Source organism: Aeromonas sp. FDAARGOS 1410 (assembly GCF_019048745.1).
Lineage (GTDB): Bacteria > Pseudomonadota > Gammaproteobacteria > Enterobacterales > Aeromonadaceae > Aeromonas > Aeromonas jandaei.
In genome coordinates, this window is the sequence record NZ_CP077401.1 from 4447065 (window position 1) to 4472344 (window position 25280).

21 protein-coding genes, 1 pseudogene and 1 riboswitch are annotated in these 25280 nt (G+C 61.2%); of the genes and pseudogenes, 11 read left to right on the forward strand and 11 right to left on the reverse strand.

The features are described 5' to 3' along the window. The first annotated feature begins 483 nt into the window (after window positions 1-483). Window positions 484-570, forward strand: a riboswitch (cyclic di-GMP riboswitch). An 87-nt stretch (window positions 571-657) separates the two neighbouring features. The 3 genes and pseudogenes from I6L40_RS20705 to I6L40_RS20715 all read left to right on the forward strand — a co-directional run. Further along, on the forward strand, window positions 658-975 hold the full coding sequence (locus I6L40_RS20705) for a type 1 fimbrial protein (RefSeq protein ID WP_071912489.1): 318 nt from the start codon (window positions 658-660) through the stop codon (window positions 973-975). 344 nt (window positions 976-1319) lie between these two features. Continuing rightward, window positions 1320-4067: a collagenase gene (locus I6L40_RS20710; RefSeq protein WP_216994802.1), complete on the forward strand. Its 2748-nt coding sequence runs from the start codon at window positions 1320-1322 to the stop codon at window positions 4065-4067. Window positions 4068-4243: 176 nt separating this feature from the next. Then, window positions 4244-5026: pseudogene (locus I6L40_RS20715) on the forward strand (ElyC/SanA/YdcF family protein); the annotation flags it as partial. 105 nt (window positions 5027-5131) lie between these two features. Here the strand turns inward: I6L40_RS20715 and I6L40_RS20720 are convergent. Continuing rightward, entirely contained in the window at window positions 5132-6148 is a 1017-nt protein-coding gene (locus I6L40_RS20720) for a chemotaxis protein (protein WP_041209293.1), read from the reverse strand. Between the two features lie 183 nt (window positions 6149-6331). Between I6L40_RS20720 and I6L40_RS20725 the strand changes: the two genes are divergently transcribed. Further along, window positions 6332-7051 carry an SDR family NAD(P)-dependent oxidoreductase gene (locus tag I6L40_RS20725; protein ID WP_216994803.1) on the forward strand — a complete coding sequence of 240 codons (720 nt, stop codon included), beginning with the start codon at window positions 6332-6334 and terminating at the stop codon, window positions 7049-7051. Here the strand turns inward: I6L40_RS20725 and I6L40_RS20730 are convergent. Together I6L40_RS20730 and I6L40_RS20735 are read right to left on the reverse strand one after the other, a co-directional pair. Beyond that, window positions 7038-9104 (reverse strand): tRNA(Met) cytidine acetyltransferase TmcA, encoded by a 2067-nt coding sequence (locus I6L40_RS20730; protein ID WP_216994804.1) that lies wholly within the window; start codon window positions 9102-9104, stop codon window positions 7038-7040. The genes I6L40_RS20725 and I6L40_RS20730 overlap by 14 nt on opposite strands. Beyond that, window positions 9101-9412 carry an HlyU family transcriptional regulator gene (locus I6L40_RS20735; RefSeq protein ID WP_033115564.1) on the reverse strand — a complete coding sequence of 104 codons (312 nt, stop codon included), beginning with the start codon at window positions 9410-9412 and terminating at the stop codon, window positions 9101-9103. The genes I6L40_RS20730 and I6L40_RS20735 overlap by 4 nt, the downstream gene beginning before the upstream one ends. Window positions 9413-9549: 137 nt before the next feature. On the opposite strand from I6L40_RS20735, the gene I6L40_RS20740 reads away from it, so the two are divergent. The 3 genes from I6L40_RS20740 to I6L40_RS20750 all read left to right on the forward strand — a co-directional run bounded on the left by I6L40_RS20740 (window position 9550) and on the right by I6L40_RS20750 (window position 10947). Further along, on the forward strand, window positions 9550-9756 hold the full coding sequence (locus I6L40_RS20740; protein ID WP_071912481.1) for a bacterioferritin-associated ferredoxin: 207 nt from the start codon (window positions 9550-9552) through the stop codon (window positions 9754-9756). Between the two features lie 83 nt (window positions 9757-9839). Beyond that, complete coding sequence (bfr, locus tag I6L40_RS20745) at window positions 9840-10316, forward strand: bacterioferritin (RefSeq protein ID WP_033115562.1); 477 nt, start codon at window positions 9840-9842, stop codon at window positions 10314-10316. 172 nt (window positions 10317-10488) lie between these two features. Next, on the forward strand, window positions 10489-10947 hold the full coding sequence (locus tag I6L40_RS20750; protein ID WP_033115561.1) for a methylglyoxal synthase: 459 nt from the start codon (window positions 10489-10491) through the stop codon (window positions 10945-10947). A 260-nt stretch (window positions 10948-11207) separates the two neighbouring features. Here I6L40_RS20750 and I6L40_RS20755 read toward each other — a convergent pair whose 3' ends face one another. Together I6L40_RS20755 and I6L40_RS20760 are read right to left on the reverse strand one after the other, a co-directional pair. Next, window positions 11208-12359 carry an iron-containing alcohol dehydrogenase gene (locus I6L40_RS20755; protein WP_043852191.1) on the reverse strand — a complete coding sequence of 384 codons (1152 nt, stop codon included), beginning with the start codon at window positions 12357-12359 and terminating at the stop codon, window positions 11208-11210. 143 nt (window positions 12360-12502) lie between these two features. Continuing rightward, window positions 12503-12958 carry a hypothetical protein gene (locus tag I6L40_RS20760; protein ID WP_033115559.1) on the reverse strand — a complete coding sequence of 152 codons (456 nt, stop codon included), beginning with the start codon at window positions 12956-12958 and terminating at the stop codon, window positions 12503-12505. A 472-nt stretch (window positions 12959-13430) separates the two neighbouring features. On the opposite strand from I6L40_RS20760, the gene I6L40_RS20765 reads away from it, so the two are divergent. Then, a complete protein-coding gene (locus I6L40_RS20765; protein WP_216994805.1) occupies window positions 13431-14903 on the forward strand; it encodes a C69 family dipeptidase in 1473 nt (490 codons plus the stop codon). 87 nt (window positions 14904-14990) lie between these two features. Here I6L40_RS20765 and I6L40_RS20770 read toward each other — a convergent pair whose 3' ends face one another. Genes I6L40_RS20770 through I6L40_RS20780 form a run of 3 tightly spaced genes read right to left on the reverse strand, consistent with a single transcriptional unit; the run spans window position 14991 to window position 16516 of the window. Continuing rightward, a complete protein-coding gene (locus tag I6L40_RS20770) occupies window positions 14991-15737 on the reverse strand; it encodes an SDR family oxidoreductase (protein WP_071912474.1) in 747 nt (248 codons plus the stop codon). 57 nt (window positions 15738-15794) lie between these two features. Next, window positions 15795-16040 (reverse strand): DUF3624 domain-containing protein, encoded by a 246-nt coding sequence (locus I6L40_RS20775; protein ID WP_071912472.1) that lies wholly within the window; start codon window positions 16038-16040, stop codon window positions 15795-15797. After that, window positions 16037-16516, reverse strand: coding sequence for a GNAT family N-acetyltransferase (locus tag I6L40_RS20780; protein WP_071912470.1), 480 nt, complete (start codon window positions 16514-16516; stop codon window positions 16037-16039). The genes I6L40_RS20775 and I6L40_RS20780 overlap by 4 nt, the downstream gene beginning before the upstream one ends. Before the next feature lie 186 nt (window positions 16517-16702). Here I6L40_RS20780 and I6L40_RS20785 point away from each other — a divergent pair, with 186 nt between their 5' ends. Beyond that, the gene (locus I6L40_RS20785; RefSeq protein ID WP_071912468.1) at window positions 16703-18145 is read left to right on the forward strand and encodes a RimK family protein; all 1443 of its coding nucleotides are present in this window, start codon (window positions 16703-16705) and stop codon (window positions 18143-18145) included. 27 nt (window positions 18146-18172) lie between these two features. Further along, window positions 18173-18712: an MgtC/SapB family protein gene (locus I6L40_RS20790; RefSeq protein WP_042032827.1), complete on the forward strand. Its 540-nt coding sequence runs from the start codon at window positions 18173-18175 to the stop codon at window positions 18710-18712. Window positions 18713-18785: 73 nt separating this feature from the next. Here I6L40_RS20790 and I6L40_RS20795 read toward each other — a convergent pair whose 3' ends face one another. The 3 genes from I6L40_RS20795 to I6L40_RS20805 form a co-directional block, all read right to left on the reverse strand. After that, complete coding sequence (locus I6L40_RS20795; RefSeq protein WP_071912466.1) at window positions 18786-20414, reverse strand: alpha-amylase family protein; 1629 nt, start codon at window positions 20412-20414, stop codon at window positions 18786-18788. 109 nt (window positions 20415-20523) lie between these two features. Beyond that, a complete protein-coding gene (locus I6L40_RS20800) occupies window positions 20524-22491 on the reverse strand; it encodes a TonB-dependent copper receptor (RefSeq protein ID WP_216994806.1) in 1968 nt (655 codons plus the stop codon). Between the two features lie 245 nt (window positions 22492-22736). Continuing rightward, complete coding sequence (locus I6L40_RS20805) at window positions 22737-22994, reverse strand: DUF2442 domain-containing protein (protein ID WP_071912462.1); 258 nt, start codon at window positions 22992-22994, stop codon at window positions 22737-22739. Window positions 22995-23253: 259 nt separating this feature from the next. On the opposite strand from I6L40_RS20805, the gene I6L40_RS20810 reads away from it, so the two are divergent. Then, window positions 23254-25248: an LTA synthase family protein gene (locus tag I6L40_RS20810; RefSeq protein WP_216994807.1), complete on the forward strand. Its 1995-nt coding sequence runs from the start codon at window positions 23254-23256 to the stop codon at window positions 25246-25248. Window positions 25249-25280: the final 32 nt, after the last annotated feature.

A 25280-nucleotide genomic window follows, 5' to 3' on the forward strand; every position in this document is an offset into this window, starting at 1 on the left:
TAATCAGGTAATCAGGTAATCAGGTAATCAGGTAATCAGGTAATCAGGTAATCAGGTAATCAGGTAATCAGGTAATCAGGTAATCAGGTAATCAGGTAATCAGGTAATCAGGTAATCAGGTAATCAGGTAATCAGGTAATCAGGTAATCAGGTAATCAGGTAATCAGGTAATCAGGTAATCAGGTAATCAGGTAATCAGGTAATCAGGTAATCAGGTAATCAGGTAATCAGGTAATCAGGTAATCAGGTAATCAGGTAATCAGGTAATCTATCATTTTATATATTCAGGGTATGGCAAGTTATTTTTATAAAATAAAAAACATTAATACCTGTTACGAAAAATGAACCGAATAACCTATTTGGTCTGGATGAATGGGAGTCATTTACTATGGTCATAGCACTCAATACAAACGATGTGTGACTGATATCCCAGACTTTTTTAGGATGATTGATTTCACAAAGTGGGGTGTTATCATCTACACATAGAGTAAAGGGCAAACCGATCGAAAGGTCGGGACGCAAAGCCACCGGTCTAAGGGTTACCATGCCTAAGACAGCGGAGCCGCCATCTGAGAAGATTGATGTCGTTGTTTGTGTGCATCTTCTTCATATTGCGTTGCCCTTTTCGTACCACCCAGTGACGAAAAGGACATTGAAATGAAAGCTCAACACATCCTCTCCCGCTTAGCTCGTAAATCCGCATTGTCAATTTGTTCTGCGTTGCTTGTTGGCACATCGCTGATGCCAATGGCTGCATCTGCATACGATGGCACTGTCACTTTCAGTGGAACCATCTATGAGACCCCCTGCAATTTTTCTGACAGCAGCGTGACCTGCTATTCAGGCGCCAGCCAGCAAAGCATGGCTTTGAATAAACTGTGGCAAAGTGGTCAAACCCATCTCCTCAGCAACACCATCAGCTATAAAGTTGCTGATAGTGGCAGCATGACCATTGTGACTGTCAGCTATCTCTGAGGGCCCTTCGCGGCATTAGAGGTGTGTCGCTGGATTGCGGCTAACAACGGGTCTGCCGCTCTCTAAAACCGGCCAACGCCGGGATGAGAGAGCGGTGGTTAATTCAGTCAACAGACCTGGCCTCAGCAACCGAATGTGATGTTTCTCCCATTTTCGTGATTTCACTCCATACATGAGAATGTCTCATGTGAGCCTTTACTACTGCTGAAGCGCCCTCATACCACCCGCCCGAAAAATAAAGCACATCTTATTGATTTTTATCTTTTTTAAATCGCAATTGATATTCTTTTGAATCCCTATAAATTGCCTGTCGGTTACAACGCAGACAATAACAAGGGATAAAAATGAATCGTTCAGGTTCCGGGTGGCTGCTATTGGCAGCACCTCTGCTTTTTGCCTCCTCAACACAGGCCAACTACACCCCCAGCGACTGGCAACAGTATCAGCTGACCGGAGAGTCGAGCCGGCAACTCGCCGCACGCATCACCGAGATCACCTACGAGCTCAAGGCTCGCAGCACCAGCGCTCCCTATCAGCAGCTCAGGGTCTATCGCCGCTTTGACTGGCAGGGGAGCGACCTCGCGGCCCTCGCTGAGCAGCAGTGTGGCGAGCCCCAGCTCAGGGTGGAATCCGGCTGGCAGATCCGCTTCGTCCGCTGCGAAGATCGGGTTCCGGCCGGCAAGCTGATCCCCGCCAGCAGCTATGACTTCGGCTATGGCATGAAACAGGGCCGCTGGGAGCAGCTGGCCGGCACGCCGACCGCCACCCGCCAGGATCGCCTGCCACTCCCCTCTGCGGTGATCCTGGGGCAAAGCGAGCGCGAACTGGACCGCTGTGAACTCAACGCACAGGGGCGCTGCGCCGAGCCGGAGTGGCACTACCAGCCACAGGATTGGCTACAACTGCATGTGCTGGAAGAGAGCCCCAGCGAACGGGATGGCCGGCTGGAGCAGATCTTCTTCCGCCTGCAACCGAACAGCGGCTCTCAGGCGGCCGCTCAGGTGAGCGAGATCCACGTCTGGCGCCGTTATCAGTGGCAGCTCGATCAGATCACGCCACAGCAGGAGTGCGACGAACCGCAGGAGCGCAAGGAGGGAACCAACACCATCCGCTATCGCATCTGCCGTCAGGTCATCCCGGCTGGCAGCAACGTCGCCGTAACCCTCAAGGACAGTGGTTACCAATACTCGATCGCCGGGGGCGAGTGGCAGCCGCTGCCGGAAACCGACGAGTGGCAGGAGAGCAGGGTACTCAATCGCCCCATCATCCTTGATAGCAAGGAGGAGCAGCTGGAGTGTCGCCGCGCCAACGGCCGCCCCTGCTCGGAGCCCGAGCAACCCGATACGGATCTGCTCGATGCCGACGCCGCCAAGCTGGTGGCCGATGTGAGCGGGCAGAACAGCCCCGCGTGGCAGCCGGACTATGGTCACGACGATGCCAAGCTGATGGCGGTGGTGCGTGGCATGCGTGCCCTGCTGGCGGCCAATCAGCCGACCCATCCGGCGATGGACAAGCTGCTCTACTATGTGCGCGCCCACAACTATCACGGCGGCATCAAGCAGGAGAGCGATCAGGTCGCCCGCGCACTGGCTGGCGTCATGATTGACCTGCTCAACCACCCCTTGCTGCTGGGCGCAGAACCGCAGGATCAGGCCGGAACCGTGCTGGAAGCGTGGAGCGTGGCCGCCCAGGGACAGCTGGGACAGGAAGCCTTCCGGCAAAGCGCTGCCCCCATGCTGGCCCAGCTCAATCAGGCGCTCGGCTATGCCGTGCAACATGCGGCACAGATCAATGGCCACAAGCCCTGGGCTGACGGGCTGTTCGAACTGCTCAATCTGGTCGATCAGAGCGCATCCTATGGCCAGCAGGCGGACTTCACCGCCACCATGCTGGCGCAGGAGACAGCCATCCGCCAGAACCTGCGTCTGCTCGGCATGAGCGAGCTGGCACTCTGGAAACAGCGTGACGGTTCGCGGGATCTGTTTATCTTCAACAACATCCTCGATGCCCACAGCCGCCTCTATCAGATGATGCGCTACACCAGACCGGACGAGGCAAACAGCTATCGCCAGCAGCTCGACCGCGATGTCATCGCCATCATGCGCCAGCACGGGCTGGTTCCGGGAGGCAACCAGCCCGCGGCCCTGCTGGAAGAGGTCTCTCTTACCCTCTCCAGCTACTACCTCACCTACACGGATCGCACCAGCGAAGCCTGTGTCAGCGGCGAGTTTGCCGGGCTCTGCACCCCAATCCGCATGGAGGATATCCTGCCATTCGAGCACACCTGTTCACCGACCCTGCGCCTGCGCGCCCAAGATCTTACCCAGGCTCAGGCTGAAGGGATCTGCCGCGAGCTGGGTGAGGAAGAGCAGCATTTCCACCAGCTGATGGAAACCGGCGAACAACCGGTGGCGGATGATCACAACGAGGCGCTGGAGCTGGTGATCTTCAACTCATCCGCCGACTGGAGCCGGTACGGCGGCGCCCTCTTTGGCGTCTCCACCGACAATGGCGGCATCTACATCGAGGGGGATCCGGCTCGCCCCGGCAATCAGGCACGCTTCTTTGCCTATGAGGCCGAGTGGAAACGCCCCGCCTTCCAGGTGTGGAACCTGCGCCACGAGTACGTTCACTATCTCGACGGCCGCTTCAACCAGTACGGCAGCTTTGGCCACTATCCCCTCAATCGCACCACCTGGTGGGCCGAGGGGGTAGCGGAGTACATCGCCCATGGCAAGTGCTTTGCCAGAGGTCTGGACAATGTGAGCAACCGCCCCGCCAACCAGCGGCCGACTCTGGCATCCATCCTGCACCTTGATTACGACCAGGGGGGCGAGATGGTCTACTCCTGGTCCTACACGGTGCACCGCTTCCTCAACGATACCGGTCGCAATGCCAGCTGGCTGGCGATGGCGCAGGCACTGCGCAATCCGGATCGGCAGCTGGCGCTGAGCGACTTCGAGGCGGAGCTCGACAAACTGATCGCAAATGACAGCGCAGCCTATCAGGAGTGGCTGAGCCGGGATCTGCTGCCTTGGTGGCAAGCCAACAAGGAGTCGGAAGCCTGCAAGGCCAATGACTCGGCTCACTGACCCGGGCCTGAAAACGTCGAGGGGCTGCCAGCGCAGCCCCTCTTTATATCCGTGATTTCCTGCGACAAGCCCTGCCCCAATGCGTCCAGCTACTGCTATCAAGCCTGACGCCAACAGCCGAGTTGTAATAGAATGCCGGAAGCCATTCCCAATTTCAGACCCAAACCGCATCGCGCATGAAGAAGTTTGCCAAGATCCTCCTCGCCTGCCTGCTGTCACTGCTGGCCCTGATTGCCTCGGTGCTGGCCTATAGCGAGTGGATCGTCTCGGATGCACGCCACTACACCTTCGACAAGGTGAGCGACGTGCCATACAACCGGGTTGCCGTGGTGCTGGGCACCTCCAAATACCTCTCGGGCGGTGGCCCCAACCACTACTTCAAATACCGCATCAAGGCGGCGGCCGAGCTCTACAACAATGCCAAGGTGGACTACATCCTAGTCTCCGGCGACAACGCCACCCTGCAGTACAACGAACCGCGCCAGATGCGGCGCGCCCTGATCAAGGCGGGGATCCCGGCCTCCGCCATCTACATGGATTTCGCCGGCTTCCGCACCCTCGACTCTGTGGTCAGAGCCAAAGAGGTATTCGGTCAGGATCGCTTTACCGTGGTCTCCCAGGGCTTTCACAACGAGCGGGCCATCTTTATTGCCCGTCACTTTGGCATCGATGCGGTCGGCTTCAACGCCGATGATCCCAGCGCCTATCAGGGCATCCGTACCCGGATCCGCGAGGTGTTTGCCCGGGTGATGGGGCTGGTCGATCTCTACGTGCTGGACAAGGGGCCCAAGTTTCTCGGCGAACCAGTCCATATCGGTCTGCCGATCCCCTGCCTGTCGCTAAGCACCATCGGCACCCAGCAGCCCTGTATCAAGCCACCCAAGCCTGCCGAAGAGCCGGCCAAACCGGCTATCGAACTGCCGGTTGCCCCCTCAGCAGCCAGTGCCAGCGTTGCCTCCTGAGGGTGACGCTTGATCAGGAAAAAACTGCCTGACCTTCGGATAGCAAGTCAAAGCAAAACGGCCACCCCATAAGGTGGCCATTTTCTCTTGGCTAATCCGCTATCAGATATTGTTGGCGGGCGAAGGGAGTGCTATCCCCAGCAGCATGTGATCCATCATCCCCACCATCCGCCCAATCTCGGGTTTGGTGATGGTATCGTTCGCCCCCAGTTGCAGCGCCTTCTGGCGGTTGTCATCGCTCATCAGCGAGGAGAACATCACGATGGGCATCTCCTTGTAGGAGGGGGTCTCCCGCAACCGCTTGAGCAGGTGCATACCGTCCATCCGCGGCATCTCCACATCGGTGATCACCGCATTGACGAAGCCGGTCACCGGCATCCTCTCCTCCTGGGCCAGACGATCGAAATCCGTCATCATCTCCAGCCCCTCTCCTCCATCCTTGGCCGTGATCACGTTGTAACCGGCGGTGCGCAGGGTGGTTTCGATCATCTTGCGGATAAAGGCCGAGTCGTCCACCACCAGAATGGTTTTGCTCTGACGCAGTGCCATCATGCGATCGTCGATGATCACCTTGCGATCCTGAGTGACGTCGTACTTCTCCATGCTGAGCTCGGGGTTGATATCGGCGATGATCTTCTCGAAATCGAGGATCATGATGAGGTTGCCATCGCGCCTGACAACGGCCACCACGCAGTCGTTCTCCCCGGCCTCCAGAAACTGGCTGGGGGACTCCACATCCTCCCAGGAGACCCGGTGAATCCGGCTGACGCTATCGATCAGAAAGCCGTTGGCCATCTTGTTGAAGTCGGTGACGATCACCACCTTGTGGCTGGGGTCGGGGTTGGTCTTTATGCCGAGCCAGCCCGCCAGATCCACCAGCGGGATGAGGCGATCCCGTAGGGAGAATACCCCCACCATGTGGCGCTGGGCATTGGGGTAATCGGTGGTCTCCGGCACCCGGATCACCTCGCGCACCTTGGCGACGTTGATCCCGTAGTAGGCGATCTTCTCGCGCCCGTCCGGCAGCTGCTTCTTGAGGTGAAATTCGATGATCTCGAGCTCGTTGGTGCCGCTCTCGGTCAGAATGGATTTACGCTCTTCCCCGTCTTTGGCCATCATGGTGACTCTCATGCTCTGGTTGCGCAGGCAGCACTCCGCTGCGGTTTTCCCTCAGTATAGGAATGGAATTCGCCCAGCGGCTCGGATCTCGGCAAGATTGCAGCGTTAACCGCTTGATCCCGCAGGCTGGCACGATCGTATCTGCCAATCAGGACAAATCCATGCGCTGATAAGGAGCCAGAGATGAGTGAAGGCATAGTCGTGATTGGCGCTTCTGGTGGTATCGGGGTGGCGCTGGTCGCACACTGGTTGGCGGCGGGTGTCGGGCCAGTGATTGCCATCAGCCGTCAGCCCGCACCTGCTGACCTCTCATCGCCGGGTCTGCACTGGCTATGTTGCGATTACAGCGATGAGCAGATGGTAGCTGCGGTAGCCCGTATCGCGGAATTGGCACCGCGACCCCATCGGGTGGTGATATGCAACGGCATCCTGCATCAGGGAGAGATCCAGCCAGAGAAGCGGCTGGAAGCACTCAATCTCGATGCCATGACCCGTCTCTACCAGACCAACGCCTTGCTGCCACTGCGCTGGATCAGCGAGCTGTTACCGCTGTTTGGCCGCGAGCCTTGCACTCTGGCCGTTCTCAGCGCCCGGGTCGGCAGCATTGGCGACAACCGGGCTGGCGGCTGGTATGGCTATCGCGCATCCAAGGCAGCCCTCAACATGCTGCTCAAGTGTGCCGCCATCGAGCTGGCCCGGCGGGCCCCCGGCGTCAAATTGCTGGCCTTCCATCCCGGCACCGTGGATACCCCACTCTCTCGCCCGTTTCACGCCAATATACCGGCAGGAAACGTGCAGAGTCCCGAGCTGGTAGCCGACCATCTGATTAACCTGATGAACCGGCTGCAACCGGATGGCGAACTGAGCTTTCTCGACTGGCAGGGCAAACCTATCGAGTGGTAGGGGAGGTCAGGAGACGCGCCAGCAGCGCCCGCAGCGTCTTGATCACGGCGGGCTTGCCCGCCAGTTGCAACCTAGCAGCCAGCGCCCCCCACTCGGCGTATTGCCAGATGGGGGCAATCAGCAGAGCACGTTCGTCAGGAGTCAGTGAAGCCAACACATCCAGATTGCGCGCCAGCCACAACTGCAGGCTCGACTGGCTCAGTTCGAACGGCTTGTGATGCAGGGCAAAGCACTCAATCTCGTCGCGCTCGAACTCGCCAAGCTTGGGCGCGGTGACGGTACTGCCTTGCAGGCATTGCCATACCAACTCGGGATCCAATCCTTTCAACTCACCCGCTAGCAAGGTCGGCAGCTGGCGTACAAAACGCTGCTGCCATTGATTCAACTCGGTCTCATGCTCGGGTTTCAGCGCTTTGAGCTGCAGGGCAGCGTGGCAGCCGCTGGCGGCATCCCGCTGCAGGCCGATGCGCAGCACCGCCAGCCCGGCCTTGCGCCAGAAGGGGAGCAGGTCAGCGCTGGCCGAAAAGGCCGAGCCGAGGTAGTCGATGCCAATCTTGCGATAGTGCTCCTCAAGCTTGCCAAGCAGCAGCGACCCCAACCCGTGGCGATGCAGCTCGGGATGGATGGCGATACGCATCACCCGGGCGTAGCTGCGCCCCCCCGCCGTTTTGAAACCGGCGTGAGCCAGCAGCGACTGGGGCAGCAGATGGCCGCGCGGACGGCGACGCCCGGCCCAGATCGCCTTGGCAAGTTCAGGGTCTATCTCCCCTTCCCGCGCCACCAAGGCCACTCCCTGCAGGCTCGCATCCTGCTCCAGCAGATGGATGTCGAGATCCGGGCTCTCCAACAGGGACCTGAGATCGCTCGGCGTGGTCTGGTAGTGAGCCAGCACCAGCAGGCCGAACAGCTGGTTGAGCAACGCCTCGTCGCTGGCCAGCGCCTCCTGGCTGACCAGACGCCAGCTCGGGCTGGTCGGCGGCAAAGGCGCGCCCACTTCGGCATTGAGGCCGAGCAGGCGAAAAATCAGCGGCTCCAGCGGATCGCGCTCACTCCAGCGAATGGGCTCAGAGAGGTGGATCTCCTGCCACTCCGGGGTCTGGCTATCGAGCACCCGCTTGAAGCGCAGGTGGAAACCGCGCCCCGTCCCCTCGTAACCGTGCTCGGTGGTGGCAAACACAATGCGGCTGTGGCGGGCCAGCATGGCCTCGAGCAGCGGGGTCGGAATGGCGGCAGCCTCATCCACAAGCAGCAGATCGGGATTCATCGCCTCGTGCACCAGCCGATCCGGCGAGCAGTAGCTCAGCCCGATCAGCTGTTCCGACGTAGTATCTAACCCGCGAGCGGCGTGGGCAAACAGGGTCGCCACCGTCGCCTGTGAGGGGGCCGTTACCACTATGTTCAGCCCGGGTTGCTGGCGCAGCAGCTCGGCGGCAGCCAGCCCCAGCAGCGCACTCTTGCCACGACCCCGGTCGGCACTCAGCACCAGCGGCCGGCGGCGATGACCGTGCAACACCTTGTGGATGGCGGGCAGTGCCCGTGTCTGATCGCAGCTCAGCCTGCGCTCGGGCCCAAGTGGTTGCCAAGGCTGCGAGCAAACCGGCGGCTCCAGCGAGCGGGCAGGATCCCCCGCCAGCAACCGCACCAGGCGGGCGATAAAGCCGTGACCGGCCCGACCGGCATCCTCCGGCTGGGCCACCAGCCGAATCCGATCAGGATCCGGCCATGAAGGCCACTGTGCTCTGGGCGGCGTTAGCAGCAACAGCAAGCCGCCAGCGCGCAGAGTGCCTGCCAGCGCCCCGAAGGCGTCGGGATGAAAGCCGCTGAAGGCGTTGAACACCAGCGTGTCGCACTCCTGACCGAGCCGCTGCAGTGCCTTGGCTGCGGGTTGCGGGGCATAACACTCGGGCCCCTCCCCCAGCCAGAAGACGGTCTCGCCGAGCAGGGATTGGGCGCGGGCAATGCAGTCGGCCTCCTCCCCCTCCAGCCAGATCAGGCGTCGCTCACCGGCGCGGGCCAGCGCCTCGCGCAGGCTGTTGAGCTCAGGCGGGGTCATGAAGCCTGGCTGTCAGCCGGTTTGCGGGGCTCGAACATGCGATCCCCCATCTGATCGATAAAGGTGTGGGCCTTCTGCACCATGAAGCGCTCGGCATCGGCCGGATTGGCAAACAGATCGGAGCGGATAAAGCGGTGGGTTTGCAGCACGCCGTCCACCTCTTTGGTGATGCGGCCTGCCAGCCGATACTGGCCACCTTCGGCCATGGGTTCCGGATAGATGAGATAGCCGGCATATTCGGTGGGAGTGACTTCCGCAGCCTTGGCTGGCTCGCCCCCGAACAGGGCGCTGAACAGTTTCTTGAGCATGATGGTTCCCTCTGTATCAGGGCATTCTCCCCAAGGGGGTGACAAGTGGCAAGCGGGGGATCTTATTACCAATGGTTATTTGCATTGCGAACCACTCTCATTTAGATTTCACTCAATTTCATATGAGGTAATCCACCATGTACGTCTGTTTGTGCCGCGGCATCACAGATACCCAGATCCGCAAGGCGGTGCAGTCAGGTAGCAGCGAGTTCCGCCAGCTCAAGCAGTCGCTCGAGGTGGGCGCCCAGTGCGGCAAGTGCGTGCGCATGACCATGGAGATCATCGCCGCCGAACTCGACAAGCTGGAGCAGGAGCAAACCCCGCTCTACTACGAAGTGGCCTGATCCGCCGCCATCCCGAAGTCGTCATGTTTCTCGACTAAGCTCTGATGATTGCCACCTCAGGCACGAACCAAGGAGCACTGTCGATGAAAGGAGACCCCAAGATCATTGCCCACCTCAACAAGGTGCTGGCCAATGAGCTGATAGCCATCAACCAATACTTCCTGCACGCCCGCATCTACGATGACTGGGGCCTCAAGGCGCTCGGGCACAAGGAGTACCACGAATCCATCGACGAGATGAAGCACGCCGACGAGCTGGTCAAGCGGGTGCTGTTTCTCGAAGGGCTGCCCAACCTGCAGGATCTCGGCAAGCTGCGTATCGGCGAGACCGTCGAAGAGATGCTGCGCTGCGACCTTTCGCTGGAGATGGATGCCATTCCCGACCTGAAAGTGGCCATTGCCTACGCCGAATCGGTGCAGGATTACATCAGCCGCGACCTGTTTCAGGAGATCCTGGAAGATGAGGAGGAGCATGTGGACTGGCTGGAGACCCAGCTCGATCTCATCGATCGGATCGGGCTGGAGAACTACCAGCAGGCGCAGTTGCACCACGGCTCCTGACCCACCAAAGAACTCAAATGAAGAGACCCGCTGCTGGCGGGTCTCTTCATTTGGGCCACCATTGCCCGAAAACTTTCCGGCAGGATCACAGTTAATACGCCCGACACAGCATCTGTCATGGCTTTCGATTAGGATACGGCTCAATTCCAATCACAATGCTACGGATACCTTCATGGAACAGATTGCACGCGAGATGGCTCCCCACAAGCGGGTAGCACTGGTCGCTCACGACAACATGAAAACCCCTCTGCTGAACTGGGTCATGCGCCGCAAGGAGGAGCTCAAGCTGCACCACCTCTATGCCACCGGCACCACCGGCACCATGCTCGGCAAAAAGGCCGAGCTGCCCATCACCTGCCTCTTCTCCGGCCCCATGGGTGGTGACCAGCAGCTTGGCGCCCTGATTGCCGAAGGGAAAATCGACGTACTGATCTTCTTCTGGGATCCCCTCAATGCGGTGCCCCACGATCCGGATGTGAAGGCGCTGCTGCGACTGGCCGCAGTGTGGAACATCCCGGTTGCCACCAACGAAGCGACCGCCGACTTCATCATGGACAGCCCCCATATGCGGCAGGCGTTCAGCGTGCAGATCCCGGACTACGCCGGCTACCTCAAGGCACGCACCGAGTAACAGATACAACAAGGGCCGCAACATGCGGCCCTTGTTATTGCCGGGGATAGCCCCTGGTCAGCGCGGGTTGACCGGCAGATCGGCCAGCGGGATTTGCCAGCACTGATGAAACAAGCCGCTGGCGTGGTCGCGCGATTATCTCACTAGCGCAACAGAAAAATTTTATAGTCAGCTTTTCTTGCAACAATCTTGTTTGGCGCTGACGCCTGCCACTCTGGCAGAGGGGTGAGAGCAAACCTCCGATCGTCCCTTCTGGCCGTTCAAAGCGCCTGGGCGAGGATCCGCGCAACCTGATCCGGGTCGATATCCTGCTGCTCCCCGAGTGCGGTACGCCCGACCCGCTTGAGGTTGGAGCAGACCGCCGGAATGCAGCTTTCGCTCAGACCATAGTCAGAGAGGCGGGTACCGAGCCCCATCTGCTGGAAGAACTGTTCGGTGCGGATAATCGCCTCTTCAATGCGCAGGGCATAATCCTCGCGGCTGGAGTGCCACACCCGCTCGGCAAACTGGGCCAGCTTCTCCTGCTTCTGCGCAGCCCGTTCCCGCAGCAAGGCGGGTAGCACCACCGCCAGACTCTGGCCGTGGTCGAGCCCGTAAAGCGCCGTCAGCTGATGGCCAATGGCGTGGGAGGCCCAATCCTGCGGCACCCCGCAACCGATAAGGCCGTTGAGCGCCAGACTGGCCGCCCACATCAGATTGGCCCGCACCTGATAGTTGGTCGGCTCCGCCAGCGCCTTGGGGCCGTTCTCCACCAACACCTGCAGCAGCCCCTCCGCCAGTCTGTCCTGTACCTCGCCTCCCACCGGAAAGGTGAGGTACTGCTCGGCGATATGGACAAAGGCGTCCACCACCCCATTGCCGGTCTGGCGCGGTGGCAGGCTGTAGGTGGTGGTCGGGTCGAGCACCGCAAACTGCGGCTGCACCAGCGGACTTCTGAAGGAGATCTTCACATCCCCCCGGCTCACCACCGAGGTGGGATTGCTCTCGGAGCCGGTCGCCGGCAGGGTCAGCACGCAGCCCATCGGCAGCGCCTTGTGCACGCTCGCCTGCTTGCCGCAGATATCCCAGGGATCATCCCCCTCGTAGCAGGCGGCGGCCGCGACAAACTTGGTGCCATCGACTACCGAGCCGCCACCGACTGCCAGCAGGAAGTCGATGCGCTCGCGTTTCACCTGCGCCACCGCCTCCATCAACAGCTCGAATCTGGGGTTGGCGCCGATGCCGGAAAACTCCTGCCACGTCACCCCCTCCAGCGCCCGGGTCAACTGCTCATACACCCCGTTCTGCTTGATGCTGCCACCGCCGTAGAGCACCAGCAGCCGGCTGCCGGGCGGGATCAGTTCGGGCAGGCTGGCGATCTGCCCCTCGCCGAAACAGATGCGGGTCGGATTGGCATATTGGAAGTTGTACACGGCGGACTCCTCGACTGGCTCAATGCGCGGACATTGTGCGCCTGTGGGGAGGTGAGGTCAAAAGAGGTGGCAGAAGCTTGCCCATCGGCGGTCGACACTGGCCCATTGGTGCCGACCGGGTATCTCTCACAAAAGTGACTGGATCAGGCGGTTTTGGCCTCATCTTTGGATGAGCTCTTCTTGCCGGTCAGGCGATCCATTGCCTCTTTCAGCATCGCATCTTTCTGCTCGTTGAGCGGCTTGCTCTGCTCGGCCCGCTCTTCCGGGGTCAGCTTCTTGTTGTCGGCAATAGCCTTGAGTTTGTCTTCTATCTCATTGAATTTCTTGCGATCAAACCCGAGTGCCTTGTCCACCAGCTGCTGCACCACCCCCCCCTTGTCGGAGCTCATGTCGAGCGCCGGCGGCAGCTTGCTGTTCTTGGCCAGATGTTCATAGGTGAGCACCTGCTGGGCCTGACCGGTCATACGCTGGGTGGAGAGGCTGACCATCTCCTCCCAGCCACCACCCTGCCCGCCGCTACTGGCACTGTTGAGGGTGGCGAGGGCGCGGTTATTGGAGGCGCTCTGGGCAAGCTGCTGGCTGTAGGGTTTGATATCCATGAAGACTCCCGTTCTGTGTGCCGACCCGCCGGAGCGGGCCGACTGAATGCGGCGGTATGGGGTCTGGCCCCACCTTTGACAATAAAACCAGCAAGTTACAGGCCAACTTGTCAGATTGGGCGAGATCCCCGCTCTGGCAAGTCTGGCAGCGGTTACAGCCCCGACGCAGCGTCAGAATCATGACTCATCCGCTGCTTTTACCCCGATTTCCGACACATACCGCTGCCCCACAAACACTGCACCCTATAAACCGCAGGAACGCTCCGTCGATCACAAAACAAACAACCAGCGAGGCATACAATTTTGGTGCACATCGCAACCAGCCAGCCGTGTCATGGATGATCTGTTCGTCAAACCAATAACAGGCAGACCAATCTGCCGAGCTCACTCCGCTGCCAGTTCGGAGTTGCGGCCTCCCCACACCTCATCCCCTCGTCTGGCTCTCACTCACCGCAACCTTTCGGGCATAACTATGAAAAAACACACCTTGAGTCTTCTCTCCGCCACCCTGCTCACCCTGCTTGGCACCAGTGCCGACGCCTGTACCGGCCTTATCGTCGGCAAGGGGGCCAGTGCCGATGGCAGCGTGATGATCGCCAGAAACGAGGATTTTGGCGTCAACAACTGGAACAAGTACCTCGCCTTCCGGCCCGCGCAGCAGAACGAGGGCAAGGTCTGGAAGCTGGGTAACGGGCTGGAAGTGCCGATGCCAAAGGCGTTTTTCGCCTACTCAGCCATTCGTGACTGGGATGCCACAGCCAGCGACCCGGACGGCAAGTATTACGAGGAGCGCGGCATCAACGAGTTCAACGTCGCCATTTCGGCCACCACCAGTGCCGAGGTCAACGACAAGGCCCAGAAAGCCGATCCGCTGATCGAGAAGGGCGTGATTGAAGCCATCATCCCCACCCTGATCCTGCCACAGGCCAAAACGGCCAAAGAGGGGGTCGAGCTGCTTGGCCGCTATGTGGAGCAATATGGCGCCGGTGAGGGCAACAGCCTCTATCTGGCGGATGTGAACGAGGCCTGGCTGATGGAGATCGGCTCCGGCCACCACTGGATCGCGGTGCGGGTGCCGGACGACAGCTACGCCATGGTGGCCAACGGCCTGCGCATCCACGGCGTCAATCTCGACAGCGCCGATGTGCTGCACTCGCCCAAGCTGCTGGAGTTTGTACGCGAGCACAAACTGCTGGATAACGCCGACCCGAAAGAGTTCAACTTCGCCAAGGCGTTCGGGGTCATCGCTGACCCGTATAACGTGGATCGGGAGTGGCTCGGCCAGAAAATGCTGACCGCCAGCCACCCGCAGCCGACCCGGCAGGCGCAATATCCGCTCTTTATGAAGCCGGATGCCCCCATCGCCGTGCCGGACGTGGCCAAACTGCTGAGCGCCACCTATGAGGGCACGCCGCTGGCGGGCAAGGCGGAGCGGCCGATCCGCATCGATCGCCAACTGGAATCCCACGTCATCCAGCTGCGCAAGGAGATGCCCAAAGAGCTGCAGGGATTGATCTGGCAGAGCTACGGCGTGCTGGCCGAATCGGTCATGGTGCCGCTCTACAACACGCTGGAAAACTACCCCCTGCCCTATCGCACCGGCAGCGACAGCTACTCCGATGATTCCGCCTACTGGCAGTTCCGCAGCCTGACCGCGCTGGCCAGCGCTGATCCGGACAAGTACCTGCCGCTGCTGCGCGGCGTCTGGAGCAAGGAGAGCAGCAAGCTTTACAAGGAGGTAGCACTGCTCGACCAGAGCCTGAAGCAGGCCTACGCCAGCGACAAGGCTACCGCCATCGGGCTGGCCGCCGACTACTCCTATGGCCAGTTGGAGCAGACCTATCAGATGGCCAAAACGCTGCGCTACAAGCTGATGACGGATCTGACCAAAAGCAGTGAGAAGAAATACTCGGAGGAGGAGTTCAAGAAGATCATGAGCCTGTAACCGGCTCGGTTGATAGAACAGCATGAACAGAGGCACCCCGGGGTGCCTCTGTTCATTTCATCAAGCTGGCTTCATCAAAATCTGCAATCAGCGGCGGCTGATATTGAGCGGGCCGAAGGTCTGAGCCACCGGCATGATCTCGATGCTATTGATGTTGACGTGGGCGGGCTGCTGGCTGATCCAGAGCACGGTATTGGCGATATCGTCCGGCAGGATCGCCTCCACACCCTGATAGACGGAGGCCGCCTTGGCATCGTCACCGTGGAAGCGCACGTTGGAGAACTCGGTGCCGCCACACAGGCCCGGCTCCACGTTGGTGACGCGGATGGCGGTGCCCGCCAGATCGGCGCGCAGGTTGAGGCTGAACTGCTTCACGAACGCCTTGGTGGCGCCGTAGACGTTGCCGCCCGGATAGGGGTAGGTGCCGGCGATGGAGCCGATGTTGATGACGTGACCGCGATTGCGCGCCACCATGCCCGGCAGCAGCAGTCGGGTGAGCAGGGTCAGACCGCTGATGTTGGTGGCGATCATCTGCTCCCAATCTTCCAGATCCGCCTTGTGGGCCGGCTCCAGCCCCAGCGCCAGACCTGCGTTGTTGACCAGCAGATCCACCTCGCTCCACTCGGCTGGCAGAGCGGCGATGGCGGCGCGGGTGGCCGCCTTGTCCTGCACGTCGAACGCCAGCGGCAGGAACTGCTCGCCCAGCTCGTCAGCCAGCGCAGCGAGCCGCTCGGCGCGGCGACCGGTACCGATCACCTTGTAGCCCGCCTGCACCAGCTGGCGGCTGATGGACTCCCCAAAACCGGACGAGGCGCCCGTTACCATTGCTATCATCTGAACCTCCATTATCTCAACCGATATTGTTATTTATGTTGTTGAAACCAATCTGATTTATTCATCGCTCAATTCACGTCCGGTCGCCTTGCGCCAGACAAATACCGCCAGATGGAGCAGCAAGAGGGCCGAGCCACCCAGCGCAAACAGCAAGCCGGTGAGGGCGTTGACCGAGGTGTCGGCGCCACACCACCACCATACCAGCCAGCCGACCATGCCGACGGCAAAGGTCTGGCCGGCGCAGACCGGGCAGCGCCCCAGCTTGGCCCTGATGGCGGTGGCAAGACAGTTGTCGCAGCTCATCCCCTCTCCTCTTCTCTCCTCTCCCCGGCCAGCTTCAGCACCAGCCGATGGGCATGCTGACCCGGGCCATAGTAGTCGGACAGCCGCTGGGTGGCTTTGAACCCCAGCCCCAGGTAGAGCGCCAGCGCCTCGGCGTTGGCATCGCCGACCTCCAGCCGGATCGCCCCCCAGCCAGCCTTCTGCCCTTCGCGGATCACCTGCTCCAGCAGGCGCCGCGCCCAGCCCTGACGACGGATGGTCCAGCGGATGGCGAGGGTCTGCACGATGAGGCGATCCCACCCCTTGTGCTCCAGCAGGCAGAGATAGCCCATCAGCTGCTCCTTCTCATCCAGCACCAGCAGGGTGCGGCCTCTGGCCTGGGCGAGCAGATAGTGCCAGCGACTGCGGCCAAAGGCGACCTCGGGAGGAAAACAGTAGCGTTCCAGTTTAACGATGGCGCCCAGATCGCTGGGTCGGGCGGCGCGGACGGTCAACACGGGGAGTCCTTGTGCGGTTATTTATCCTCAGCACCAAAAATGCGACTTGTATCACAAGTTACCAAGGCAGAATATTAGGCACTGTAACCTCTTGTTTCCCCTCGCGCCATTGTCGTGCTTGTCGGTGCATCGAAGCCCACTGGGGATCCTGCCGCTTAAGGCAGTTTCATCTGTGGAGCCGAAAATATGAGTACCTACGTCATCGTCGAAGAGCTGGGCGACTGGCCCTGCCATGCCGATTATCTGCTGACCGCCCGCACCTACCTGCAACACGGAGTGCCCACCACCGGCGGCCGCCCCCGCATCATCAACCTCTGCCGCAATCTGGAACACCTCAGTGCCGGCTACTACTGCTCACTGCTGGCCCAGGCCCGCGGCCACCACTGTCTACCGGGTTTACAGGCCATCAGCCAGCTGCAACCCCAGCAGCCACCGGCCAAGCTGTGGCGAAAATTGCAGGGCTGGCTGGCCCAGCAGAGCGAGGACCGAATCCGGGTACGCGCCATTTTCGGCCAGTGCGAACAGAGCGAGCTGGCGGGGCTGGCCCGCTACTACTACGGCCTGAGCCAGCTGCCGCTGCAAGAGCTGACCCTCAAGCGCGGCCGCCACGGCTGGTCGGTGCGCCAGCAGCAGAGCCTGTCACCGCTGGAACTGAGCACGAGCGAGAAAGAGTTGATGCTGCACCACGCCCAGGCACTGGTGGGCACCGGCGACGAGGAGCAGGCGGCGCCGCTCTACCAGCTCGCCATTCTGGTCGACCCCAACGACGGCCGCGCCAGCAGCGATGCAGTGGCGCTGGAGCGCTTTATCAAAGCGGCCGCAGCGCAGGGGATCCGGGCCGAGATCCTGGCGCCGTCAGCCATCGAGCGGCTGCCGGAGTTCGATACCCTCTGGCTACGCTCCGAGACGGCGGTCGGCCACTACACCTTCGAATTTGCCCGCCGCGCCGAGCAGCTCAAGATGCCGGTGATCGACAGCTCCCGCGCCATCCTCGCCTGCAGCAACAAGCTCTATCTCTACGAGCTGATGGTGCGTAGCGGCGTGCCCATGCCGCCCACCATGGTGGTGACCCGCCGTGGCCGCCACCACGTTGACGAGCTGGTGCAGCGGCTCGGCCTGCCGCTGATGGTGAAGGTGCCCGACGGCGCACAGGGGCGGGATCTGGCCATGGCCAGCGACGAGCAGCAGCTGGCTCGCCTGCTGGACGAGGGGCTGGCCCGCTCCGCCCTGCTGCTGGTGCAGAGCCGGATCCCCGCCGAGTTCGACTGGCGCATCGGCTTTCTCGATGGCTCGCCGCTGTTTGCCTGCCGCCGTTTCCGCCCCGAGCCCGGCAACCGCATCCGCCGCCGCAAGCACCCTCTCGACATGAGCCGGATCGAGGCGCTGCCACTGAACGAAGTGCCAGAACGGGTGCTGCAAACTGCCCGCCGCGCCGTTCATCAGCTCGGCAACGGCCTGTTCGGGGTCGACCTGCGCCAGCAGGGGCGCGACTGCGTGCTGCTGGAAATCATCGACAATCCCTGGATACGTGGCGATATTGAGGACAGAGAGGCAAAGGACCTCTACGAGCGCCTCGCTCGCGCCTTCCGCCAGCGGCTGGAGAACCGGGGGCAGAGCGCGGCCGGATAACAACAAGCATCGATTGCAGAGGTGGATATGATGACGACTGATTGGTGGGACATTGCGCCCCTTGGCTGGGAGAACATCCTGGTCTGTCTGGTGTGCGGCACTCTGGTAGGGCTGGAGCGCCAGCTACGCGGCAAGCCGGTCGGCATCCGCACCTCCTCGCTCATCATCCTCGGCACCTACTGCTTTCTCGCCATCGGCGCCGCCCTCAGCCCCCAGAGCGCCGATCAGGCACGGGTGCTGGGCCAGCTCATCACCGGCATCGGCTTTCTCGGTGCCGGGGTGATGATGACCCGGGATGGCCAGGTACTGGGGGTCACCTCCGCCGCCACTGTCTGGATGCTGGCCGCCCTCGGCGCCCTCATCGGCATGCAGATGCTCCATCAGGCGCTGCTGCTCACCGGCGTCACCCTCTCCATTCTGGTCGGTGTCGACTATCTGGAGACCAGCTTCAAGAGCCTGCGCCGCGGGGTGCACAACCGGCTGGAGAGCTGGCGCAATGGCAACGGCAATGGTCACCCGCCAGCCGCTCCCCGCCCGGATGAGCTGGGCAGCGGCATAGAGAAGTAGGACGACGTCGCAACGGGCATCGCCATGAAAAAGGGCTCCGATATGGAGCCCTTTGCGTTGGGTCGTGGTCGCGCTATTGCAGCAACAGGAAGCGACCGGTGAGGGGGGGCAACTCCACCGTTACGCTGCTGCTGCCGATGGCCAGGCTCTCGCCGCTCTGCAGATCCACCAGCGCACTGCCGCTGCGCAGTTTGCCGACTGGCACTGCATAGCTCTGGGGCGTGCTCGAGACGTTGAGCAGGTAGACGATCTGCTCTGCTGCCGTCTCCTTGATGTCGCCATAGAGGCTCCCCTCGGCCACCAGCTTGACCCGCTCCCCCTGATAGAGGGCGGGGTGTTTGGCGCGCAGAGCCAGCAGCTGGCTGAGCCACAGCTTGAGCTCTGCCTGCTCGCTGCCCGGTACAAAGCCGGTGACATCGAGCACCTTGCCGTCGCTGCGGGCAACATGATCGTCGCACAATCCCAGCGCGGCGCAGTCACCGCCCACCTTGGCGGCAAAGCCCGGCACCTCGTCGCCAAACTCCTCGCCATAGTAGAGAGTGATGGGGCCGGAGCGGGCAGCGAGGAAGCTGAAGGCCGCCTTGTGGCGCTGCCAGTACTCCGCCGGATTGAAATGACCTCGCTCCAGCAGATCGCCGAAACGCACCAGATCGTGGTTGCCGAGCATCAGGTTCGGCATGGCGTGATTCGGGTAGTTCTCCACCTTGTTCCAGCTGGCGTCGAGCACGCTGGCCCCCTGCCCGCCCTTGCCGGACTCCTCCACCGCCAGCGCCTGTACGATGCCGTAGCGCAGCGGGAAGTCGAACGCAGACGAGAGCGCCGGGTTGTCGCTCGACCCATACGCCTGGGCGCGGATCTCGTCGGCCCCCTTCCACACCTCGCCCACCATGTAGCCGAGGGTGCCCCACTGCTGACCGGCCGCCTTGCGTGCCGCGCTGGCCTGCTCCACCTCGCGGCGAATGGCGCGCCACTCATCGAGGCTCAGCTGATAGGCTTGATCGAGACGCCAGCCGTCGATGCCGTACTGCTCGACCCAGTAGCGGGCCACCTCCTTGAAGTAGGCGAGACTCTGGGGCTGGCTGTAATCCACCAGCTGGCCGGGATAACCGGCACCGCCGCTCTTGAGGGCGGGCAGCAAGCCGGCCGGTGAAGGTTTGCTCACCCCCACCTTGTTGACGTGGCCGAACACCCCGTCGAGGAAGACGTAGAGGCCGCGCTGGTGCGCCCCGTCCACCAGCTTTTTCAGCTGGGCATTGCTGCCGAAGCTGGGATCGACGTTGAAGAAGTCGCAGGCAAAGTAGCCGGTGGCATCGAGCTTGTCATCACCCCCTTGCCCTGCGCAGGAGTCGAACACGGGGGTGAGCCAGATTGCATTGACGTTGAGGCTCTTGATGTGGTCGAGGCTGTCGATGATCCCCTGCAGATCACCGTTGTGGCGGGAGGGGCCGTAGCCGACGCCGTAGTTGGCGCTGCCGTCGCCATCGACGAAGGACTCCACCATCACCTGATAGATGCGCAGATTGCAGGCGAGTTGCTCATCGCCGTAGCAGGCCCGACTGGCCGTGGCGACCGGAGGGTGAGTAACCGGTGGATTGACGGCGGGAGGCGTACTCCCCCCGCCAGAACTTCCACTGCCGCCGCAAGCGGCGAGTAACAGGGCGGCCCCGATGAGGCCGCCATAACGCAACGTTCCCTGTTTCATTGTCATGTTCCCGCTGTGAGCACAAGTGTCTGAATGCACCTGCTTTTCGCCATGATAGCGAGCGCTCGCAGAGGGGTCTGTGACTGAAAACGTTACCCGCTCGTCTTGCTCAGAGTACGCCGTCGGAGGCAAAGCGGTAGTTGACCGAGATCCAGTAGGCACGCCCCGGCTCGGGAATGCGGCCGCTCTGCTCATAGCCCAACCCGGCCTGACTGCTGTGCACCGACTTGGAGAGGTGCTCGTAGTAGAAGGTGTCGAACAGGTTGTCTACCCCGGCCGAGAGCTGCCACCCCTTGGCAAACTGCCAGGCGCCACTCAGGTTCATGGTGAAGAAGCCCGGAGTCTCCCCCTGATCCTGACCCGCAACGGTACCGGACCAGAGATCTACCCGATCCTGCGCCGCCACGGCGCGCCCCAGCAGGGTGAAGCTCAGCGCTTCGTCCGGCTGCCAGCCCAGCGCCAGCTTGCCATCGAGGGGCGGCATCTGCGCCAGCGGTTTGTTGTCGCTCTGGTTTTCGCCGTAGACCACCGCCAGACCACCATCGAGACGCCACTGCTCGGCAAACTGCCAGCGCCCCTCCAGCTCGCCGCCCCGGGTCTGGGCATCGATGTTGCGCACCTGGTTCGACTTGCTGTTGTAGAGCAGGTAATCCTTGATGTTGGCGCTAAAGAGGGAGAGGGTCAGATCCAGCTCGCGGCTGCGCAAAGCCAGACCCGCATCCCACTGGCGGCTGCGCTCCGGGTTGAGGGTGAACGGGGTGCTGTCCTTGCTGCGCTCCCAGTAGTCCGGCGCTCGCTCTGCCTGTCCCCACGCCAGATAGCTGGACCAGCGGGGCGACCACTGGTACTCATAGCGACCAAAACCGCTGTCGAGGTGCTCGGTCTCGCTGTAGAGGGTCTGATCACCCGCACCATAACGGGTTGTCTCGACCCGATCCTGACGATACCCCCCCTTGTAGCTGTGGGCCCCCTGCTGGCGCCCCAGCTCGGCAAAACCGCCCTGCTGCTCGAAACGCAGGGTGCGCTGGCGATCCTTGGTGGCATAGTCGACGCCACTCCGGCTGCGGTGCTGATCCCGGTTGCTGTCGAGCCCGGCTGTCAGCAACCAGTCGGCTGGCAGAGCGATGTCGTTGGCCCAGCGCCCACCGGTGTTGCGGCGATCCGGGTTGGAGAGCATCTTCATGCCGCTGCTTGGCCGCAGACTGAAGTTGTCCATGATGTGGTCGATGTAGTTGTCCCACAGGGTCAGCTCGCTGCGCTGCCAGTGAGTGGTGATCTCCTCCTGCTTGAGCTTCAGCCCGAAGGATTCGCGATCAAACATGGGGCCATCCATGGTGCGGTCCGCATAGGCGGCTCGGGCATTGCTGCGCTCGGCGGTGAGTTCCAGCCAGGTGTGCTCCCCCAGCGTCCAGCCCAACTGGGCGGTGCCGTTCTCGCGGCGATAGAAGGATCGCACCTTGTTACCGTGACCATCGCGGTAATCGTCGCTGTCGGAGTGGGTGAACTGACCGCGCAGATAACCATCGGTCGAGCCCGCCGTCATGTCGACCATCTGGTCATCGCGGCCGAAGCTACCAAAGAGGGCCGAGGCGTCGCTCTTGAAGCCCGGCGCCATAAACTCGGGTCTGTCCCGCTCGAACAGCACGGTTCCCGCCAGGGTCGCCCCCTGCTCGAGGGATTGCGGCCCCTTGAGCACCCGGATCCGGTCAAAAGATTGGGGGAACACATAGGCAGTGGGCGGGTCCATCCGGCCGCCACAGCCACCGGCCAGCATGCCGCCATCCATCTGCACGTTGAGACGGGACATCCCCATCCCCCGCAGCACGGGATCGCCACCCAGACCGCCCTTGCGCACCATGCTCATGCCGGTGACGTTTTTGAGATAACCGGCGCCATCGGCAGCCGGCATGGGAGAGCCGGGTTTCTTGGGATCGAGCGTCACCTCCAGGGTGCTGGCGGGGCGACTCGCCACGACCACCATGGTTTCCGGTTGCTGAATCTGCTCCTGCCCGGCAGCACCGTGACAGGCCAACCCTCCCACCAGCAGGGCAAGGGGTGTGCGCATATGACAAGCCATACATTTTCCTTATGTATTTGTTTGTTATGTTTTTTTCATCTTGCCAGCCAAACCTTTCAGCAAGGGAAAGGTTTGGGCTCTGGTCGCAAAAAAGGCCTGCTGCATGAGTGCGGCAAGCCTTGATCAGACGAAACAAAGCCAGGTTGGCAAAATGTTGCGCTGTTTTTACCCAATTTGATTCAGGAAGGCAAACGCCCAAACATTCCAGTAACAGGAATCTGGCGTTGGCTCACAAAAAGCAGGGATTAGCGGAAGGCTTCCCGCTCGTCCATCGGCATGATGAGGTGATAGACCTCATAGGCGGATAGCGTGCAGCCAACAGGCCACTCCAGCTGGTGGTGGCGGTTGATGAAGACCCGGGCGCAATGACGCTCCGTCTCCAGCGCAGCAAACAACGGCTGACCTCGCCACGGGGTCAGATCCAGCACGCCTGTTGTGCCATCCGACAACACCAGAAACAGGCGCCATCCCTGCAAATAGTCGACATCGATAAAGACCGGCATCCTTCGGCTCCACCCAGATAATTCGCGGCAATTATAAATAGCTGTCATGGCCCCATTAGCGTGCCGGCTCACACTTCCGGCAGCAGGTTATGCTGTGTGCTACAGCTGTCTGATGTCACACTTTTGCATAAGCAGCACGCAATTTATCTCTTTTACCGCGATCAGCACGCAACCTTCTCCCCATCTCCTTGTCATATCTCCCAACAAAACAAAAAAAGCATCTGTGGACAGATGCTTACAGGCTCAATCAGGAACAACCATGACAACTCTGAAACAGCGGCTAGGCCCGTTCTGGCCTTTTGCCGTCTTCTGTGCGCTTGCCCTTGGCTCTCTGACTCTCAGCCGTATTGCGCTGGGGATTTGGCAACTGGAACGGGTCGATGCCGTCGCCGGCTGGCAGGAGATGCTGCAGCAAGGGATCCGGGTCGATTTCGCCACAATCTGCTGGCTCTGGGGTGTCCCGGCCATGTTTACCCTGCTGCTGGCGGGGCCTCACACCATCGGTCGGGGCTGGATGCAGCTGATGCGCGTCTGGCTGACCGTCGGGCTCTGGCTGATGCTCTTCCTCGAGATCTCCACCCCCTCGTTTGTCACCGAATATGGCGTGCGCCCCAATCGCCTCTATGTGGAATACCTCATCTATCCGAAAGAGGTGCTCTCCATGCTGTGGGCGGGCCGCAAAGCCGAGCTGCTGCTGGCGGTGGTCTTCAGTGGCGCCGTGCTGACCGGAGGCTGGTGGCTGAGTGGCCGTCTGCTGCGCGATCTTACCTTCCCGCGCTGGTACTGGCGGCCCGCCTTCGCCCTGCTCATTCTGGCCATAGGTTTTCTCGGTGCCCGCTCCAGCCTGGGCCATCGCGCCCTGAACCCGGCCATGGTCGCCTTTGCCGATGACCCGCTGGTCAATGCGCTGACCGTCAACTCCGCCTACTCCCTCTTCTTTGCCATCAAGCAGATGGGAGACGAAGAGGATGCCAGCCAGTTTTACGGCAAGATGACTGACAAGCAGATCATCGAGATTGTGCGTCAGGAGAGTGGCCGGGCCGCCCATGAGTTCAGCTCCGACACCTTGCCGAGCCAGACCTTCAACGAAGCCAGCTACGGCGGCAAACCGAAGAATCTGGTGATCCTGCTGCAGGAGAGCCTCGGCGCCCAGTTCGTCGGCTCCCTCGGCGGCCTGCCGCTCACTCCCAACATCGATGCCCTGTCGCAACAGGGCTGGGCGTTCGAGCAGCTCTACGCCACCGGCACCCGCTCGGTGCGCGGCATCGAGGCCGTGCTGACCGGCTTCACGCCGACCCCGGCACAGGCCGTGGTCAAGCTCGGCAAGAGCCAGACCAACTTCTTCACCATCGCGGATTTGCTTAAGCAGCGAGGTTACGACACCAGCTTTATCTATGGCGGCGAGAGTCACTTCGACAATATGCGCAGCTTCTTCCTCGGCAACGGCTTCACCAACATCGTCGAGCAGAAGGATTTCACCAACCCGGTCTTCAAGGGCTCATGGGGCGCCTCCGATGAGGATCTGATGGCCAAGGCTGACGAAACCTTCAGAGAGCTGCACAAACAGGGCAAGCCCTTCTTCAGCCTGGTGTTCAGCTCCAGCAACCACGATCCGTTCGAATTTCCCGACAATCGCATCGCCCTCTATGAGCAGCCCAAGCAGACCCGCAACAACGCGGCCAAGTATGCGGATTACGCCATTGGCGAGTTCTTCAAAAAGGCGAGAAATTCGGAGTACTGGAAAGACACCCTGTTTCTGGTCATCGCCGACCACGACAGCCGGGTCAGCGGCGCCAGTCTGGTGCCCATTCCCCGCTTCCATATTCCGGGGGTTATCGTGGGTGACGGCATAGCGCCGAAGAAAGATCCGCGCATCGTCAGCCAGATCGACATGGCACCGACCCTGCTCTCCCTGATGGGGATCAGTGCCGACTATCCGATGCTTGGCAAGGATCTCACCCGCATTCCAGCCGACTGGCCGGGGCGCGCTATCATGCAGTACGACAAGAACTTTGCCCTGATGCGCGGTCAGGATGTGGTGATCCTGCAACCGGAGCGTCCGGCTGAAGGGTATCGTTATGACGATGCCACCGAAACGCTGACGCCGGTAGCACAACCAGCCGCCATGAAAGAGGCGACGCTGGGGCTGGCGCTCTGGGGCAGCCTGGCTTATCAGAAGGGGCTCTACCGGACGGCTAAAGATGAGCGAACCGCCGCTGCCGAACAGGCGCCATCAACCAGCGCCGCCCGATAGAAAAAAACCGCCGAAAGGCGGTTTTTTCACAC